General features: G+C 42.3%; 6 protein-coding genes. 1 reads left to right on the top strand and 5 read right to left on the bottom strand.

Annotated elements, in window-relative coordinates:
* Positions 1–25 precede the first annotated feature (25 nt).
* Both EAE91_RS11110 and EAE91_RS11105 read right to left on the bottom strand, forming a co-directional pair.
* Entirely contained in the window at positions 26–6,934 is a 6,909-nt protein-coding gene (locus EAE91_RS11110; RefSeq protein WP_214088554.1) for a Tc toxin subunit A-related protein, read from the bottom strand.
* Positions 6,935–7,406: 472 nt separating this feature from the next.
* Entirely contained in the window at positions 7,407–14,048 is a 6,642-nt protein-coding gene (locus EAE91_RS11105; RefSeq protein WP_214088553.1) for a Tc toxin subunit A-related protein, read from the bottom strand.
* An 862-nt stretch (positions 14,049–14,910) separates the two neighbouring features.
* Here EAE91_RS11105 and EAE91_RS11100 point away from each other — a divergent pair.
* Positions 14,911–15,630: a class I SAM-dependent methyltransferase gene (locus tag EAE91_RS11100; protein WP_214088552.1), complete on the top strand. Its 720-nt coding sequence runs from the start codon at positions 14,911–14,913 to the stop codon at positions 15,628–15,630.
* Positions 15,631–15,762: 132 nt separating this feature from the next.
* Here EAE91_RS11100 and EAE91_RS11095 read toward each other — a convergent pair whose 3' ends face one another.
* The 3 genes from EAE91_RS11095 to EAE91_RS11085 are packed head-to-tail and all read right to left on the bottom strand — an operon-like array spanning position 15,763 to position 19,464.
* Complete coding sequence (locus EAE91_RS11095) at positions 15,763–16,908, bottom strand: DUF3396 domain-containing protein (RefSeq protein ID WP_214088551.1); 1,146 nt, start codon at positions 16,906–16,908, stop codon at positions 15,763–15,765.
* A gap of 37 nt (positions 16,909–16,945) precedes the next feature.
* Entirely contained in the window at positions 16,946–18,091 is a 1,146-nt protein-coding gene (locus tag EAE91_RS11090) for a DUF3396 domain-containing protein (protein ID WP_214088550.1), read from the bottom strand.
* Between the two features lie 14 nt (positions 18,092–18,105).
* Positions 18,106–19,464 carry a VRR-NUC domain-containing protein gene (locus tag EAE91_RS11085; protein WP_214088549.1) on the bottom strand — a complete coding sequence of 453 codons (1,359 nt, stop codon included), beginning with the start codon at positions 19,462–19,464 and terminating at the stop codon, positions 18,106–18,108.
* Between the last annotated feature and the right edge of the window lie 193 nt (positions 19,465–19,657).

Here is a 19,657-nt window from a genome sequence, read left to right as displayed (position 1 = left end):
CTGTTTTAGCACTTAATTGAGATCGTTATTGGCGAATGGTGTAGCGAATATGCAGAATGATGTCGTTTAGACTCTCCAGCATGGTTTTTTGTTTTCCGGTTGCGTTCGGGAAACTTAATGTCAACGTGCCTTTATCGATGTCGATTCCTTCAAACGGCAGGAATTTTCCATCGTTGAAATCCAACTGGAATTGACCGCTGTCATTCATCCCATGAGAAACCGCCAATGATTTACAACTTTCAGCCAATCTGGAGGTGGTTTCTCCGCTGTAAGACAGAATCGCTTGTACATCCTGATAGGGGCCTAACAGTGCTGGCAGGGTGACACTGATCTGTTTAATGCGTCGGACGTTACCGACTCCACTGTTTTCTGGGTAATCGTGACGAATTTGTAAGTCAGATAACAAAATGGATGCTTGCAGAGAAGTTTTGGCATTTCCTTCACCAAAATTCAGGGTATTACTTCCTCTACCAGCAGTACCCGATTTATTCTTCACTAGTTCTGCAATTTTCCCGGTCAGGGAAAATTGACCTTTCTGTTTATAGATATCAGCTAGCGAAACGGTACGTTCTACCTCCAGTACGCGTTGCTCCTGTTTCAGATGGGCATCTTCCATTTGTGCCAGATTCAGCATCAGGGTTTCTCCGGCGAGTAGACCGGCATGAGCTCCCTGCCAGGCACCGGGTTTGATAAAGCTCGCTGTGGTGTCATTAGTCTCCCAGCGATAGGCCATTTCGGCCATCAGGCAACGGGCTACCGTTAAATCATAGAACTGGAAGTAAATCGCGGACAGCCGACCACGCAGCCAGTTATACAGCGCCTGATTGCTGAATTTATGTTGTAGGAACAGCAGTTGTGCTTGGGTTTGTTCCTGTTGCGTTTTCAGGCTAGTTTTCTGCAACACTGCGGCTTCACGGCGTACGACTAATGATTGAAGTTGAGCATCGATTTGTTTCAACTCTGCATCAGCGTTATTACGCTGAATTTCCCACTCCTGACGACGCCGACGGTAGGTTTCAGACTGGCTGATTTTATCCGCTTCGGTGTTCATGACACTGGCGGAGAATTCCATGACATTACCCGTGGCTTGGGCGATTGCTCCCCAATGGCTGCCACCATCAGCGAAGCCGAAGATGTTGGGAGCCAAATCAAGCGCTGCGCCTGCCAGGTGTGATGCTTGAAGTGCAGTAGAGATGCCTGCGACGGAGGCTCGCAACGCCATCGCCTGTTTTTCACCCGCGTTGATGTCTTCATCATAGAATTTGCTGTAGCTATCAAAACGCGATTTAGCTCCGGCGCGGTTTTTTTCTAGTACAGTTTTTTCAGCATCCAGCTCTTCAATGGTTTTGTCCTGTATGCTGAGATTGGTCAATATCAGTTCCGCCGCCTGATTCTGCAACAGCGTGTTTAATGCTTCCGCATCCTGACGTTCGATAATATTTTGTAACGTGGAACCGAATTGGGTGAGCTGACTGACCATGCTGCGGGCGTTTTCCAGCATATGTGGGAAACGCCAAACTGATGTAAACTCCGACGGAAGATTGCTGCCACCTTGTGAATTGGCGACAGCGGCGCTGAGCAGCGCTTTTGGATCTGCCGGTGTTGCGAAAATAGGCAAATGTAAAGGTTGACCATCAATAGAGAGGTTATGGCGCAGGTTATACAGCCGTTGTTCCAGTTTCTGCCAATAGTTCAACATCACTTCGTTGACCTGTGGCAGGAAAAGATCTGTATTGCTTCCGCTTGTGGACTGGCTGTGTCGTAAATCTGCTATTGCTTTGGCATGTGCCTGTTGTTTTCCAAGATCTGCGGCCTCTTCTAGCTCTGGATCGTTCCATGTTGAATTGAGTGGTAGATGAGGTTTATCGCCTAATAGATGCAGTGCTTGCATATACCACATTTTGGCTTCGGCGAGTGTGTCCCGGTCCAATAGGCGGTAGGCGTAATCTCCCTGTTCGATCAACAGATCAAGGGTGCGCATAAAGGTGGCGACTTTGTAGTGCATTGGATCATGTTGAGCTATAGCATCGGGATCAAATGCATCCAACGGATCGTTGTTCCAACTAGTATCCTCTTGTAATGGGCGGACATTCCAGCGGTAATGCTGCTTTTGACCATTGACGATATAACCGGATGGGTTCCAGATATATTTCAGCCAACGGTTAGCTTCATCGAAGTTTTGTTCGTGCAGCAAACGCTGAGCAATCAACATCGGGGTATAGTAGAACAGCTCCCAGAAGTAGAGGCTGTTAGCGCCGTTGAAGTCCATTGGTTCCATAGCATTAGGGGAACTTTCTGCTAATTTAGGTTCCTGAATATTTTGAGTTTCCATGCTCAAAATAGTGTCGATCCCCGCGTTGGCGCGGCTAATTAATTTACGGGCAAACAGCGTATTAAGGCGAGTACGATAGTCTCCCCATTGCATATATTGTGCCCCACTTGAATTGCTGTGAAGGGATAGGACATTATCAGTCTCCGCTTTTTTGATAATGCGAATACTAAAATGTTCTTCGCCTAGGCTACGTTCTTGACCATTTTCAAATGCATCAGCAAATGCGGTAAAGGTGATATCAATACTTGCTTCATTATTTTTAAATATTAGTTTGGAGACATCTATTTCTTTGAGACCATTAAATTGGTAACACATTTCTTCGAAGTTGAGTGGTGGCTTAACTGAAACTTTGTCGTTCGCTGTATATGGTTCACTAGTTAATGTTCCATCCTCCTTCACTGTTTTCACTGTGATTTTAACGTTTGCAGGCTGAATATTTGTATTAATAAACATTGGCCCCGAAACATCAGTGTCAATACCGCCGTGGTCATCCATATAGAAATATTGTTTAAATGGATCTACGGTATTAAGGGAATTTGTAATATAACCATCGTTACCATTGATATTACTACCACTGTTGGCTGTAGATATTTCTTTTGAGCCAGAGGGAAGGTTAGGGAACCAGGCTCTTGCAAAGTTAGTCGTACTATCCCGATAAAACAGAAGTCTTCCTTGACTAAGCTTACTTTCATTTCCTTCATATTGATAAACAGGGTAGATGAATTTTTTATTTGATAAATTATTCGGGTTAATACCTAGCGTGGTATAAATAATAAATTTATCACCAAGCTTGCCGTATTTCTTCATCAGATTACATTGATTACGTTGTCTACCTTCATATCCATTATGAATAATTCTTAACTTTGGTAAGATGTGGATTTTTGAACCATTTAATTGGGGGCGGGTAATCAGAATACTCCCGCCGTATACCATACTCAGGTAGCCTTCTCCCCAATCATAACCATTATTACTGTTTACTGATGAAGGGATTTCGTAGCTTTCTGCATAGCGGTTATTGACTCTTATAACACTATTAGTTGCAGTATGGGTATCAAGCTGTTTATAGATATTAGTTTTATAATTATCAGGTTCCATCTCTTCCTGTGACATATTAGAGGAGATATATAAGCCTTGCATGGTAGCATTGCTATAACTCGCCTGTTCAGGCTCTTTTTGGTAAAACATCACCAATAATTTATCTTTGTTTTGATAACTTGCACAATAGAGTCCTAACGTTTTATTCGGTTTTAAATTTAGAGCAAGTATTTTGCTATTTACATCAAAGGTAATTGGTGTATTCCAGGTGCGGTCATAACGAATATGAGCGAGTTTCAGTTCATAACTAAAACCGGAGGTAGTTTTGTCACCTGCTTGTTTAGTCATTTTCTTCTGTTCCAGCCAGATAATATACAGGCGGGATTGGAAAATTACCGGTCGGATAGTATCTTCGTAGGGATTAATTGGACAGTCAATTTTGTGCCACTCGCTCCAGGCATTAGCGGGGAATTTACCGTCACTGAATTTATTGTGATCCACACTGCGCCAATAATATTGATTGACTTCTGTTTTACTGCGTCCGATAAAATAGGTCAATCCTTGGTCATTATTAATGTTGTCATGATAGGCGCTGAGAATTTCCAGATTAGCCACTTGTTCGAATGATGTCAGGTAAGATTTAAAGGCATCTTCTACGGTATCGGTATTCAATTGACTCTGGCTGATGGATTGTAATAGCGTATCCATCATTTTTGTCTGGCCGATCCGCAATGTTGGATCGATGTAATTTTCAGGGTAGTAAAGGAGTTTAGCAATGCCGGCCCAGGTGCTGTAGCGTTTGTTGTATTTATCCCAGTTAGTGAAGAATGAACGGCTAGTGACACTTGTGTCGGTATCTCCCTCCATATTTTTCAATGCGCGGTTAATATACAGTTGGATACTGGCGATAGCTTCCGCAATCTCCGTGGTTTTGATGGCTGAGGAAACTTGGTTATCGATCAATAGGTATTGATATAGATCATCACGATCTTTAATTACCGTATGTTTTCTTGCTTGTCGATCTTTTTGGTTATGAGAATAAATATAGTATGTACTTAATGCAGCACTGCGAGACTCATCCAGAAATGCATGCAGGGCGTTAGTCTTTTGGGTGTCCAGCCCGGCGGTTGATGTCGCAGCGACATTTTCCCATTGGATATAGCCAGCGGAAGATTCTGTGTTTAATACTTCCGCTAGTGCGGAAACACCTTGTGGAGAGATGTTCAGTTGACGCGAGATGTTAATCCATTGCAATAGGTTGTTGATAGATGACCAGTTGGATAAATCAATTTTTGCCTGGGTCTTGGCTTGTGACAGCAGCTTTTCATCAAGATTCATGGCGTTAGCCAATAGATTCTCCGTTAATGTCCCCTTTTCAAATTCGGTCAGTACAGAAGAGGCGTTTTTACCTAGTGAGTTAACCCAGTCGGTAAAACGTGTCAGCATAATCAGTGATAATACATTGTGTGTTGACGTTGCTTCCGCGGCAAGACCAAAGATTTGTGGATTTGTCACAAACAGACGTAAAGTGCTTTCGCTAAGACCGGTAGAACGATAAATCAGCGCCAGTTGTACCAGGCACTGGCAATACTGGGCCACGGGTTCTGCTTGTTTTTGGAATTCTGGTTGAGCCGTAACGGGATTTGTTCGCAACCAGTTCCATAATTTTTCCGCTGTCATTTTTCTTGTGCCAGGTTCTAGCTTATCTGCCCAAGTAAGTATGGAATATGCCGTATGTTCAGACGGTAATTGCAAGGTGGCGGCGATATAAGGAGATATGGCTTTTAATAGCTCTTCTTTGGTTTTTGCCTTTTTCTTGTCAAAATTTTGCAGACCGTTATATATAGTATCCAGTAAGTTGTGTATTTCCGGGAGCAGGGTTTTGTTATAGTCAGTGGTGGTCATCACAAATAACTGATATACACTCCACTTCCGTGTACGCAACCAATTGGTCACGACATAGAGTTTATCAATCAGCGTAGCCAGAGCAGTATGACTGATGGTAGATAAGTTGGTTTTTTCTTGATCCTTATCGCTGGTATTTATGACAGTCAGTAGTAAACCTAATTCATCAATAGTTAATTGATGGATATCCGCCAGTAATTTTGTCCGATAGAGATGAGAGAGATTATCTCTATTGTTAACTATCGTTTCGTTAGTATTGTTTCCATAGGTAATCTTGAGTAGTCGATTTAATGAGATGTCATTAACGTTGAAAGCACGTTTAAGTACTGTTTTGTTCCAGTCGTTAGTACTGTTTTGGGTTAAATTAATCTTCTGAGTACCATTGGCGGAAAAATCTTGATCATTCAGTTTTGGGGAGTTAAATAAACGATCAAACTGGCTTGGATGGTCGTCATTGCTATATTGTGAAATGGGTGCCTTGCACAATATTAATGCAGTCTCAGCATCAATACCATAACGTTGCATATAGTATTTCACATGAGTAGTTTTTCTTAATACGCTTACATAGGTTTCTGGATCGTCATTAAGGCTAAGGTTTCCTGGCAGAGCTTTTTGGAGAATATCAGTGGCAATGCTATTCAGGAGTTTTGGTGAAAGTTTAGTTGCCCGATATAGATGAATATCTTTATTGAATTTCAGCAGATAACGTTGGGTAATATCCTCTTTATCACTCTTTAGTGCATCTATTTGTTTAATTTTTTTGCTGAAATAATTAAATTCTCTATCAGTCAGGTTATAGTAATTTTTTAGATACGCTGTTTTGTTAATTGAATGAGAGGGAATATTGCCAAAGTTTTTTTTATAAATTTCACTTAACGCCCGTGCATCTTTTATATTGAGATCTTCCTTTAAAATTTCGAATGATTCAAGAGATACGGCAGCATTAATCTCTAGCAGATGGGCTTTATGCATCAGTTTAGATATTGCCGTTTCTGGTGATGTACTAACGTGTTCAAATTCTGGAGCCTGTAACTGAATAATCTTACGCACACTTTCATAAGCATCGTGATATGGCATTGAGCCAGAAGTGCGGAAAGTTGATAATATTGTCATTACGTCAGTATGTTTTGCCGATTTAAGCTGAGCCTTAATGCTGTTCAGCAATATGTTATTAGACAGAGAAAGTGTAGAAATCTCTGTATCCATATTTTTTTGGCTGAGTACCAATGATTTTAGATCTGGGCGGCGCGTATCCAGATGATAAATGGAACTTTCTGCATGTAAATTCCGTGCCTGGCGATAAAGTTCAGTCAGATAAGCCGCAGGAGAAAACATGGAGGAAATGGCGTCAGGGGCTGCATACTGACTGGCGCGATTACCAAATCGGCTATTATAACCTTGTTGGTCAGCGTGAGGTGTTGTCAGGGCAAGATGGACCGCGCTTTGTAAATGAGGGTTGGCGCGTTTCAGAATATGGGCTTCATGTAGAAGGTTATCCTTTTGCACCTGCTGTGCTTCAAGATATAAGCTCTGGGTCTGTGACCATGAAAGTTTGTCCTTCACTTTTTTGCGCAGTTCGTCAAAAGAGAGATGGCAAATATCGGTTAGATTATTAAAACCTGCTCCTAACGCTTGTTTATATTCGGACTTGAGTATGTTCATGCTTATTCCTTTTAAATGTTGAGTCAATAAAGCATTTATGCTGGCCTGCATATCGTGTAGATAAATAAGGTTATTTATCCTCAGTAAAATAAAGGCAGCACAGGTAACGTCTGATAGCGGTCTGAAATTAGATTGAAAGCAGTGGTCAAATGAAAACACCATTTTACTATCAACTATTTCGTAACGTTATTATTTGTTTAAAAGGCTGTTGTGGTGCAATAACAAAATTTATAATTGCACCATAAGTAATATAATTGATTAACAATAACGAAATGAAATGATTGCTTTTGTTACATATAGCATGCTACGAAAAAGAAGAGGGTTGATGTTTTATAGTAGGCAATGGGACTCACGAGAAAAGGAAATATTTCTGTTATGACGAGCGATAAATAGGTAAAAAGGCAGGCTGTGAGTGCGGTGAAAGGTTCAGGCCCCCGTCAAGGAGCCTGTTTTTACTATTTGATTGAGCTGGTTACTGACGAATGGTGTAGTGAATATGCAGAATAATATCGCTCAATGCCTGCAACATGGCTTGCTGTTTGCCTGTCGCATTCGGGAAATTGAGTGTTAATGTGCCGGTATCGTCAATCGCTATCCCTTCAAATGGCAGGAACTTACCATTGTTGAAATCCAACTGGAATTGACCACTGTCATTGATCCCATGAGAAATCGCCAGTGATTTACAGCTCTCAGCTAATCCGGTTTCACTTCCTCCGTAAGACAAAATAGCTTGTACATCCTGATATGGCCCTAACAGGGCTGGCAGGGTGACACTGATCTGTTTAATGCGTCGGATGTTGCCTACGCCATTGCTTTCTGGGTAGTCGTTATGTAATGACAGACCTGACAGAGAGATTTTGGCGCTGAGTTGGCCGTTTTCTAATGTAAGGGGATGACTGTTATCGTTAACAGGTTCGGTTGTACTACCTGCTAGCAGGGTAGAAATCTGTGTTGCCAAATTAAACGATTTTTCTGGCAGTGCTCCATAGAGTTGCGCCAGTGAAATGGTCCGTTCTACTTCCAGAGCGCGTTGATCCCATCTTAAATGGGCGTCTTCCATTTGTGCCAGATTTAGCATCAAGGTTTCACCAGCGAGTAAACCGGCATGTGTTCCTAACCAAGAACCGGGTTTGATAAAGCTTGCCGTGGTGTCATTAGTCTCCCAGCGATAAGCCATTTCAGCCATCAGACAACGGGCTACGGCCGAATCGTAAAATTGGAAGTAAATGGCAGCTAGCCGACCACGTAACCAGTGGTACAACGTTTGATTACTGAATTTACGTTGCAGGAAAGCCAAGTGTGCCTGAGTTTGTTCCTGTTGGGTTTTTAGGCTGGTTTTCTGCAACACCGCAGCTTCACGGCGTACTGCCAGCGATTGAAGCTGAGCATCGATTTGCTTTATCTCTGCTTCGGCATTATTACGCTGGATTTCCCATTCTTGACGGCGACGACGATAAGCTTCGGACTGGCTAATTTTATCCGCTTCGGTGTTCATCACACTGGCGGAGAATTCCATGACATTACCTGTTGCTTCGGCAATCGCTCCCCAACGGCTGCCGCCATCAGCGAAACCAAAAATATTGGGTGCCAGATCAAGCGCAGCACCGGCCAGACGCGATGTTTGCAGGGCGGTGCTGAGGCCGGCGACGGAGGCATGCAATGCCATCACTCGGTTTTCACCTGCATTGATATTTTCATCGTATAGCTTTTTGTAGCTGTTAAAGCGTGATTGCACCCCGGCTTTGGATTTTTCCAGTACGGTTTTTTCCGCATCCAGCTCTTCGATGGTTTTGTCTTGTACGCTGAGATTGGTCAATATCAATTCTGCGGCTTGATTCTGCAAGAGCGTGTTTAAGGCTTCCGCATCCTGACGTTCGATAATATTTTGTAGCGTGGAACCAAACTGTGTTAGCTGATTCACCATACCGCGTGCGTTTTCCAGCATTTGTGGAAAACGCCACAGAGACATAAATGGCGTCGGTAACTTGCTTCCGCCTTGTGAGTTGGCAACAGTCGTGCTGAGTAGCGCTTTAGGATCTGCTGGTATAGCGTAAATAGGCAGGTGTAGCGGTTGGCCGTCGATAGAGAGGTTATGGCGCAGGTTGTACAGCCGTTGCTCCAGTTTCTGCCAGTAGTTTTGCATCACTTCATTGACTTGTGGCAAGAAAAGATCTGTCGGGTTGCTGTGCCGACTAATATCACCTTGTCGCAGGGCGGCCATTGCCTGGGTGTGTTCCTCCTGTTTTTCCATTTTGGCTGCGTCACCTAAACTCGGTTTACACCACGTTGAATTGAACGATAAATCAGGTTTATCGCCTAACAGATGCAGTGCTTGCATATACCACATCTTGGCTTCGTTGAGTGTGTCTCGTTCTAACTGACGATAGGCGTAATCTCCACGGTCCAGTAACAGATCGAGGGTGCGCATAAAAGTAGCAACTTTGTAGTGCATTGGATCGTATTGCGCTATAGCATCAGGATCGACTGAATTTAATGGATCATCGTTCCAACTGGTATCTTCCAATAATGGGCGGACATTCCAGCGGTAGTGCTGAATTTGACCATGTTCAATATAACCGGATGGGTTCCAGACATATTTCAGCCAACGGTTGGCTTCATCGAAGTTTTGCTCGTGTAGCAGGCGCTGAGCAATCAGCATCGGGGCATAGTAGAATAGTTCCCAAAAATAGAGGCTATTAGCACCGTTGAAATCCATTGGTTCGGTTCCCAATTTATCTTCTGTAAAAATAGGATCAATATTTTTTCTATAACCTTTTGGATAATAACCTTGAAAATTAGTTTTATTAATAAACCAAAACTCTCCAATGTATATTGGATTTCCAGAGTATTTTACAAATAAATAAATCCAACATTCGCCATTCTTTATCTTATTTCCTGGCTTAGTACTATTACTGCCATTTATTACGGATGTATAAGTTTTAGAAAGATCAATTAATTGAGTTTCGTCCTTTAATTCACCCTGATAAATGATATTTTTTTCGTCAGGTTTTTTTATGTCATTACCTAACATTATTGTGATATTTTTGCTGTTACCGTGCAGACTTTGGCTATATATTGGTAATGTTGCAATAAAATTATCATTCCATAAAGTAGGCTCCTGAATATTCTGGGTCGCTATATTCAGAATAGTATCAATTCCAGCGGTGGCGCGACTGACTAATTTACGGGCAAACAGGGTATTAAGACGAGTACGATAGCCTCTTGACTGCATATACTGCGCTCCGTTTGTGTCGTGGTAAAGGGTCAGGATATTATTGTCACCTATTTCTACTGATGAAGAAATTTCATACCGGTTATTCACCTTAATGATACTATTGACTCCAATATCGATATCAAACTGGTTACGAATGTTAGGTATGTAATCTCCGAGATTTATATTTTCAAGTAATATATTTGAGGAAATATATAACCCTTTTATTGGCGCATTTGTTGTGTATTTATTCAGAGTATCCTGTTTTTGATAAAATATGACTAACAATTTATTGTCTTGGTGATTTGCACAATAGAACCCTAGTTGCTTCCTTATTAACTCTGGTTCTAATCGATCCAACTCCTTCTGAATATCCTGTTGGTTCAATTCCAACTGTTTTTCCCTTACGCTGATCTCTGTCGTTGATTGCCCCTGTTCAATCAATTCTTTCTCCCACTGCGCCAGTTGTTTTTTCCGTTGTTCTATTAGCGGTGGTAATAGTTGCAATGATTTTAGTGGCTCTATAGGTTTTGGTGGACTTACTGGATTCAGTGGTGTGATTGGTTTTAGTCGCTCTACTTCTTCCTGCTGTTCTTTCAGTTTATCTTCTAATTGCTTTTGGTACTCTTGCAATTGGTCCAATAAATCTGATGTTTTTAAGACAGCGGATATTTTGTCATGTACTTCTAAGGCTATTGGCGTATTCCAGGTACCGTCATAACGGATATGTGCTAGTTTTAATTCATAATAATAATCTTCGATGGTTTTATTATTCTTTGCCTGTTTAGCAATTTTCTTTTGTTCCAGCCAGCTTAGATACAGGCGAGATTGGAAAATTACCGGCCGGATAGTGTTCTGATAGGGATTTATTGGGCAATCAATTTTGTGCCACTCACTCCAGGCGTTAGCAGGAAACTTACCGTCGCTGAATTTATTATGATCTACGCTACGCCAATAATATTGATTCACTTCCGTTTTACTGTGTCCGATAAAGTAGGTTAATCCCTGATTACTATTGATGTTGTCATGATAGGCACTAATGATTTCCAGATTAGCCACCTGTTCGAATGACGTCAGATAAGACATAAAGGCGTCTTCTACCGTATCGGTATTTAATTGACTTTGGCTGATGGATTGCAGCAATGTATCCATCATTTTTGTTCGCCCGATGCGTATCGTCGGATCGATGTAATTCTCAGGGTAGTAAACGAGCTTAGCAATGCTGGCCCAAGTGCTGTAGCGTTTATTGTATTTATCCCAGTTAGTGAAGAATGAACGGCTGGCAATCTGCGAAACTGCGTTTCCCTCCATGTTTTTCAGTGCCCGGTTAATATACAGTTGGATGCTGGTGATAGCTTCCGCAATCGGGGTAGTTTTGATGGCGGCGGAAACTTGGTTATCAATCAATAAATACTGGTACAGGTCATCACGGTTTTTAACTTTTGCATCTGCGTTAGCGACTTTACGGATATAGTACTCGCTTAATGCAGCACTACGAGACTCATCCAGAAAGGTGTGCAGAGCATTGTCCTGTTGGGTATCCAGTCCGGCGGTTAATATGGTCGCTACTTTTTCCCATTGGCTATAGTCAGGTGGAGATTTTGCGGTCATTACTTGCGCCAGTGTGGAAACGCCTTGTGGAGAAATGTTCAATTGACGCGCGATATTCACCCATTGTAATAGGTTGTCGAGAGACGGCCAGTTGGAGAAATTAACTTGTGCATGAGTACTGGCTTGCTCCAGTAGATTTTTATCAAGGCTCATGGCATCAGCCAATGGTTTGGCTTCTAATGTTCCCTTTTCAAATTCGGTTAGAACAGAAGAGGCTTTTTCACCCAGAGAATTAACCCAGTTAGTAAAACGTGTCAGCTTTATTAGTGATAATGCATTATGTGTTGACGTTGTTCCTGCGGTGAGACCAAAGCATTGTGGTTTTGTGACAAACAGACGTAAGGTGCTTTCGCTAAGACCGATGGAACGATAAATCAGTGCCAATTGTGCCAGGCATTGGCAATATTGGACGACTTGTCCTTCTGTTACAGCAGTTGATTGCTCTGAATTGTGTTGAGCTTGCAACCATTCCCAGAATTTTGTTGCTGTCATTGCACCAGAGCCAGGTTCTAGTTGATCTGCCCAAGTGAGTACATAATAAGCGGTATTTTCAGACGGCAATTGCAGAGCGGCGGCGATATAAGGAGAGATCTTCAACAGAAGATTTGCCTCGTTTTCACTGTTAAAGCCTTGCAAACCATTGTAGATAGCATCTAGCAGGTTCTGGATTTCCGGCGTCGGGGTTTTGTTATAGCTGGTGGTGGTCATCATAAGCAACAGGTACATATTCCATTTCTGTGTACGCAACCACTGAGTAACGCTATAAAGTTTGTCAATCAAAACAGACAGATCGTTATCGCTGATCCCAGATAAATTGGTTGATCCTTCACCTATGGCAATCAGCAGTAAATTCAGCTCATTAACAGTTAGTTGGTGGATATTTGCTAGTAATTTGGCTAGATAAAGATACGAAATATTAGTTAAGTTATTGGTTATTTTCCCATTGTCATTATCACGATGAGTCATCTTGAGTAATTGATAAAGTGAGATATCATCGACATTAAAAGCACGTTTAAGCACCTCTTTTTGCCAGCTATCAGCACTGTTTTGGCTTAAATTAATCTCTTCATCCCAAACGTGAAAATCTTGATCATTCAATGGTGGGGTATTAAATAAACGACTAAATTGATCGGGGCTAGGGCTATAGTAATTTTGTGAATGGGCAATTGGTGCATTGCATAGTATTAATGCAGTTTCAGCATCAATATTGTAACGTTGCATATAGTATTTAACACGAAAGATTTTGTTTAATATCTCTGTGTTGATGTCTGGTATATCGCTCAGTTCATCGTATATAGTAGGGTCATATTCTAGGGTGACTTCTATAGGTTGGGATATTGCCTGATAAGTTCTACTAGAGGTGATTTTTTTAAGAGTTTCTGGTGCTATTTCTGTGGCCCGTGATAGAAGAATAATCTTATTAAGCTTAAGTAGATAATATTGAGCAGGTTGTTGGCTGCCATATTCGGAATTCATTTCATTATGTATTCGTTTAATATTTTGCTGATTAATAGATTGATTAATTTCTTCATCAGTCAAATTATAATAGCTTTTTAGATATTCTAGCGTTGCCATTAAAGAGGGCTGGATATCGGCAAAGTTTTTTTTATAAAGCCTTTTAATTTCCTCTTCGTCATCTGTAATTTCCTCCGTTAGGATATTAAATAGTTCTGGCGAGATGGAAATATTAATTCCCAGTAGGGAGGTTTGGTATTTCAGTTTAGCGATTGTTGTTTCCGATGATATATTGAATTGCTCAAATACCGGAGCCTGTAACTGAATAACCTTACGTACATTTTCGTAAGCATCGTGATACGGTATCGAACCAGTAGGGCGAAAGGTTGATAGCGCTTTCATCACATTAGTATGGCCTTCCAGTCCGGCCTGCGTTTTAATTGCTTCCAGCAACACTTTATTAGATAGAGAAAGTGTAGAAACTTCATCATCCATATTTTGCTGGCTGAGTGTCAGTGATTTTAGGTCTGGGCGGCGTTTGTCCAGGTGATAAATGGAGCTTTCTGCATGTAAATCCCGTGCCTGACGATAAAGTTCAGTCAGATAAGCGGCGGGAGAGAACATAGAAGCAACTGCGCCGGGAGCGACATACTGGCTGGCGCGGCCACCAAATTTACTGTTATAACCTTGCTGGTCAGCATGGGGTGTGGTTAAAGCAAGATGCACCGCATTTTGTAATTGGGGATTAGCACGTTTGAGGATACTCGCCTCATGCAGTCGGTTTGCTTTTTGTGCCTGTTGTGTCATTTCAGGGCGTTCTGGCGTGATTGTGCTCATGTTTATTCCTTTTAAATGTTAAATAAATAAGGTAGTTATGCTGCCCTGCGTGTCATGGATACAATAAAAAAGTTATTGATATTCATTAAAATAAGGCAGCAAATATGACGTCTGATAACGGGTTGAAATAGGCTGAAAATAACGGGTAGATAAAACGATATCATTAGGCCATTAACTATTTCGTTACGTTATTATCTATTGTTTCTCTAAATGCCTGTGGCAATGCAATAACAAAATTTATAATCACATAAATAATAGTTAATTTGATTAATGATAACTTTATGAAATAATTGCCATTGTTTTGAATGGTGTTTTATGGAAAGTAAAGTGATTAATGTTTTGTGATGAGCGAAGGGGATAATTAGAAAAAACATTATTTCGACTATATATTAGTCTGTATAAAGTAGTGATTTTCAATGAATATAGTCATTATTTTTTAAAACTATTTTTAGAATGATAATATATCCAATTAATTTGAAAATTTAGGATTCAAGTATATACAAGAAATTTCATGTAAAAAAAGGAATATTGTGACTGGACTCAACATATAGATAATAATTATATACACATGGTTGTATTTGTGTCATGTTGATGTTGAATTTTTTTCATGATGATATTTTGGAGGAGTGTGATCAATTTAAAGAAAAAGCAATATTGCAAAAATCAATTTATTATTTTAGGTCCTGTTAGACCTGTTTATTTAACTCAGTTATGTCTTTTCTTTGTAAAAAACGCCGTAAGCCTTTGTATCTTGAAAATTGATTACAATGTGACTGGGGTGAGCGAGTGCAGCCAACAAAGAGGAAACTTGAAAGATAACGGGTTTGGTTATTACTACACGCAAATGAATATGAGATGACAAATGAATACTGACTGGATGAATGAAGAGGCTTCAAACTTATTCGATCAATATGATGATTCTTTGGAGGAGAGACTTGGGTACACGCCGTTGATTGAGAACCTTAAGGAGAGCTTGGGGCAAAACGTATCGGTTCTTGATTACGGTTGTGGTGGTGGGAAAGTGTCACGTCGGCTAATTGCTGGAGGCATAAAGACGGTAACGGGAGTCGATATTTCACAAACTATGGTGGATAAAGCCTCCAGCAACATCAATCGTGGCAATAGTTCTTATCATCAAATTACAACTGATGTTCTTAACTTCAATGATAATACTTTCGACGCAGCTATATGCTGTTACGTGTTCGTTACTAACAGTAAAAAGTCTGATCTTTTGAAAATCGCTAAGGAAGTTCACAGGACATTAAAACCTGGTGGCATTTTTTACGTATTGGATACCAATCCGGATTCTTGTGGGATTAAGTTCAGTTCTTTTATGAGCGGCGATCTAAATAAAAAATACAATGATGGAGAAACCAAACCAGTGTATTTAGATCTGCCAAATGGAACTATTTTTAAGATTTCAGATACGCATTGGCATAAAGATACATATTATAAAATCTTGCACGAGGCCGGGTTCAAAACTATTGAGCTTTTTGAACACAGTGACGCGGATGCTTTAAAGGATAATGAAGATTTACGATGTTACCCACCTTTCGCCATGTTCAAAGCGACTAAATTCTAGATGCTTTATATCTGACCGATGGGAATTCCTTGCTTATGACAAAAATGCCGGTGAGGGATTCCACATGACTAGTTTCGAAAAGTAAGCTGATCTGAGAGAGCTTCACTGAAAAACTGGCACTCCAGTGAATTCTTATTCCTCTCTGTTTTCCACTTCCCGTATCAAATGCCATATGGTTGTGCCCGGTTCTGCGCCTTCAATATCAAAAGCAGTAGCACCCTGAGCAAAGAAGTACTGTTTGTCTGGCAGGCTATCGGTTTGCCAGATCCCGCTGACCAGTGCCGGATGGTCACCTCTCAAAGGGGTCACTTGTAGCGGTCCCCGGTCATAACGGGCATACCAGGTTAGGGTGGAAGTTGAATTAAAATGCCCTTCACCATAGAAGTGCAATGAATGGCCTTCACGAGGTATCACCCGTATCGGACGTATCAGTTGGTTAATAGCAAAATAACTCTCCGGGACACTGCCCGGGAGTGGGGTTAAGTCCGGGTATTCACCGGCCCGGATAATCAGGCCATCACGGTAAGAAGTAATCACCACATCCCGGTAGGGGCGCAGCACCTGACGTATCCAGTATTCCCCACCCAGTCGGTTTACAAAGCGTTTGGACAGCAGGGTGATCCAGTTAATGCCACGGATGGAATGTCCATACTGTAATTTGGCTGTATGAACCGCAGAATTAACCTGCAATGCCGGGTAACGTTGCGCTAGCTGGTACTCTAAGGGAAAGTAGTCATGGTAATCTCTGGGGATGACCAGGCTGTAGCCACAGTCCCCACTGTCCGGTTCGAGTTGTTCGCACAGAAAATCCAGCCAGGCCATAAAACGAGCCATGCCGTCTTGTCCTTTTAGATAATCCCAAGGCAGTGTCAGGCTTAGGTAAGAGCTACCATCGTCACCATCATCCTCATCGGAATCCAGGTAACGCATCAGATAACGAGGGGCTTCATAGAGATTTTTTGCGTCACTGACTACCCAACTTGAAGGCTGGTTTTTTTTCCGATTAAGAATACCTTCTTCCACTTTGGCAATATTTTCTGGGGAATATTTTTTTAATCCCTCCAGCGAATGACGATGAAAACGCAGATGGGTACCAAACTCTTCGCGAAAGCGCCGGTAACAGGCCAGAATGCGTTGTTTTTTCTCTAGGGTGTAACCCTGTTTAAAAAACAGGGTGATAGAAATCCCAAGGCGAGAAACGGTCAGCCCATCGCCATTGAGGAAGGTAAACTCGGTCAGTTGTGATTTCAACTGGGCAAAGTAATCTAAAGTTTCCATCATATTCTCCGTGAGTTATGAGGCGGTGGATAATCTGTTATTCCCACATATTTGCCGCTTCCCGTACCAGATGCCAGATCGTTGTGCCCTTCTCTGCACCTGGAACATCAAAAGCCATCGCTCCCTGAGCAAAGAAATACTGCCTGTCAGGTAGGCTGTCGGTTTGCCAGATCCCGCTGACCAGTGCTGGATGGTCACCTCTCAAAGGGGTCACTTGCAGCGGTCCACGATCATAACGGGCATACCAGGCTTGTGTGGAAATATCATCAAAATGACCCTCTCCATAAAAATGCAGTGAATCACCTTCTCCAGGAACAAAGCGTATCGGACGTATCAGTTGGTTAATAGCAAAATAACTCTCCGGGACACTACCCGGTAGCGGCGTTAAGTCAGGGTATTGACCGGCCCGGATTATCAGACCATTGGAGTAAGAACTGATCACCACATCCCGGTAGGGGCGCAGCACATGACGTATCCAGTATTCCCCACCCAGTCGGTTTACAAATCGTTTGGACAGCAGGGTGATCCAATTCATGCTTCGTATGGAATGGGCATAATCGTCCAGTGTGGTGTGAACAGTGGAATTGACTTGCAGGGAAGGGTAGCGCAGGGCCAATTGGTACTCCAGGGGAAAATAATCATAGTAGTCTTTGGGTAAGACCTGACAGTAACCACAATCTCCCCAGTCAGGTTCAAGCTGTTCACATAGAAAATTCAGCCAGGCCATAAAACGAGCCATGCCTTCTTGTTCTTTCAGGTAATCCCAGGGCAGCACCAGACTCAGGTAAGCGCTACTATCGTCACCATCATCCTCATCAGAATCCAGATAACGCATCAGATAACGAGGCGCTTCATCTTCGTTTTTTGCATCACTGACGACCCAACCACAAGGCTGATTTTTTTTCCTAGCGAGAATGCCTTCCTCTATCTTAATGATATTTTCCGGTGAATATTTGCTTAATCCTTTCAGTGAATGACTGTGAAAACGCAGATGAGTACCAAACTCTTCGCGAAAACGGCGGTAGCAGGCCAGAATGCGTTGCTTTTTCTCCGGGGTGTAGCCTTGTTTAAAAAACAGAGTGATAGAAATCCCAAGACGAGAAACGGTCAGCCCATCGCCATTGAGGAAGGTAAATGCGGTCAGTTGTGATTTCAACTGGGCAAAGTAATCTGAAGTTTCCATATTTTCTCCATGAATTATGAGGCGGCGGCGAATGTCACACTCGCCAATATTGTCAGGACGGCGGCTAACGCAGCGGCGCTTACCGCAGCAGCAGCGGCTAAAATTTCCACCAGTGCAATCAATGCAGCAGCGACGGCAAGGGTGACCAGGATAACAACAGCAACACCGGCAATAATCACCACCATTTCCAGCATGCCTTCACCCACCTCTTTTAATATTTGCATCCAGCTAATGTTTTTTAGCTCTTCCAGGGTGATATCTGAGCCTTTTTGCACAGTCTGCCACCGGGCTTTTATCTCACTCTCCGTCCAGGTCACGATTTTTCCCGTTTGTTCATTAACCCAGGAAAACGCGTAGCTAACCTGATGGCTTATCGGGTCAATAATCTCTTCACACACCCACTTACCGGTTTGATTGAGCCATGAACCAAACTGGGCAAGAAGCTCCCGGGTACTGTCGCGGACATAATTCAGCCCATTTTCAGCCAGACCCGCCACCTCCTGCCCGAGGACAACCCAGTCTTCATAGCTGGGTAAGAAAGACCAACGGGAAGTGCTGAGAAGCGGTGGATTTTTTGTCAGGGGTTGCGGAATGGTCCCCGGCACACCCTCTGCGGGAGGGGTGGGTAAAGCTTCATCATCAGGCGGCGAACCGGGCGGCAGCGGGGCCAGTGGGATCGGATTTTTATAGTGTTGGGAGCCGGGCTGATAAAGTTTTCGCCATGCTTCATCATACTGTTTTTGCTCTTCTGTACGGTTATCGTCGATGCGCATCACGCCGAAGCGAGAGCGGGTCGCAATCCGGATATAATCTTTTTCTTGATCCTCACTAAGCTTATCCCCCGGAAATTTCACCTCAATTAACATCTTTAGATTATCAGGGTGTACGGAGCCATCAAAGTAGGTGGCATTTCTGCCCGGCCAGCGGAGAGCTTCATCTTTAACCAAAATAATATCGGGACGCCGAATACGCTTAACACCAAATTTCTCCACATCAGCGGCAGAAGGCCGGGCAAACGGATTACTGGATTGCGGTAAGTTATCGCTATAACGCTGCTTAGAGACTTGACTGGTCGCCAGCATGGGTAAAGGAACATCTTTTTTCCCCCGGATAGCAAACACCACTTCTGCTTTATAGGGCCATAAAAAGTCATGTTTAAGTTCCTCAACCTTAATCAACCCACTCATAATGACTTGATTAAGAAAGCGAATAGCACCCATTTTGGTGACGATCATTGCCGGCAAACGCAGAGCGTATTCAGCTTTTTCTGCCAGATAGCAAGGGTCTTCATCGGCGGGAAAGACCCCTATTTCCATCGTACAGGTGATTGATGTGACAGCCGGGCACATCTTGCCGTTGTTGGATACTGCCATACTTATTTCTCCGTAAATTCCATATTTTTCATGCTGACTTACGTCTGCTTCATTTGTGATCAAACATTAATCTAAATTTATATTTTGAACTGATGGATATCAAGGTTAATAATTTAACTAAGTGTAAATTTCTGTTTAAAACTGTTAATGAATGTAATTTTTATAAATATTTAATTAACGTGACGATGTAATT

The sequence above is a fragment of the Photorhabdus noenieputensis genome (assembly GCF_018448935.1).
Taxonomy (GTDB): Bacteria; Pseudomonadota; Gammaproteobacteria; order Enterobacterales; family Enterobacteriaceae; genus Photorhabdus; species Photorhabdus noenieputensis.
This window is presented reverse-complemented; position numbering and strand designations above follow the sequence as displayed.

Bases quoted from the DNA above. Each gene is read 5' to 3' on its own strand.
- EAE91_RS11110 (WP_214088554.1), bottom strand. From the start codon at position 6,934: ATGAACATACTCAAGTCCGAATATAAACAAGCGTTAGGAGCAGGTTTT.
- EAE91_RS11105 (WP_214088553.1), bottom strand. From the start codon at position 14,048: ATGAGCACAATCACGCCAGAACGCCCTGAAATGACACAACAGGCACAA.
- EAE91_RS11100 (WP_214088552.1), top strand. From the start codon at position 14,911: ATGAATACTGACTGGATGAATGAAGAGGCTTCAAACTTATTCGATCAA.
- EAE91_RS11095 (WP_214088551.1), bottom strand. From the start codon at position 16,908: ATGGAAACTTTAGATTACTTTGCCCAGTTGAAATCACAACTGACCGAG.
- EAE91_RS11090 (WP_214088550.1), bottom strand. From the start codon at position 18,091: ATGGAAACTTCAGATTACTTTGCCCAGTTGAAATCACAACTGACCGCA.
- EAE91_RS11085 (WP_214088549.1), bottom strand. From the start codon at position 19,464: ATGGCAGTATCCAACAACGGCAAGATGTGCCCGGCTGTCACATCAATC.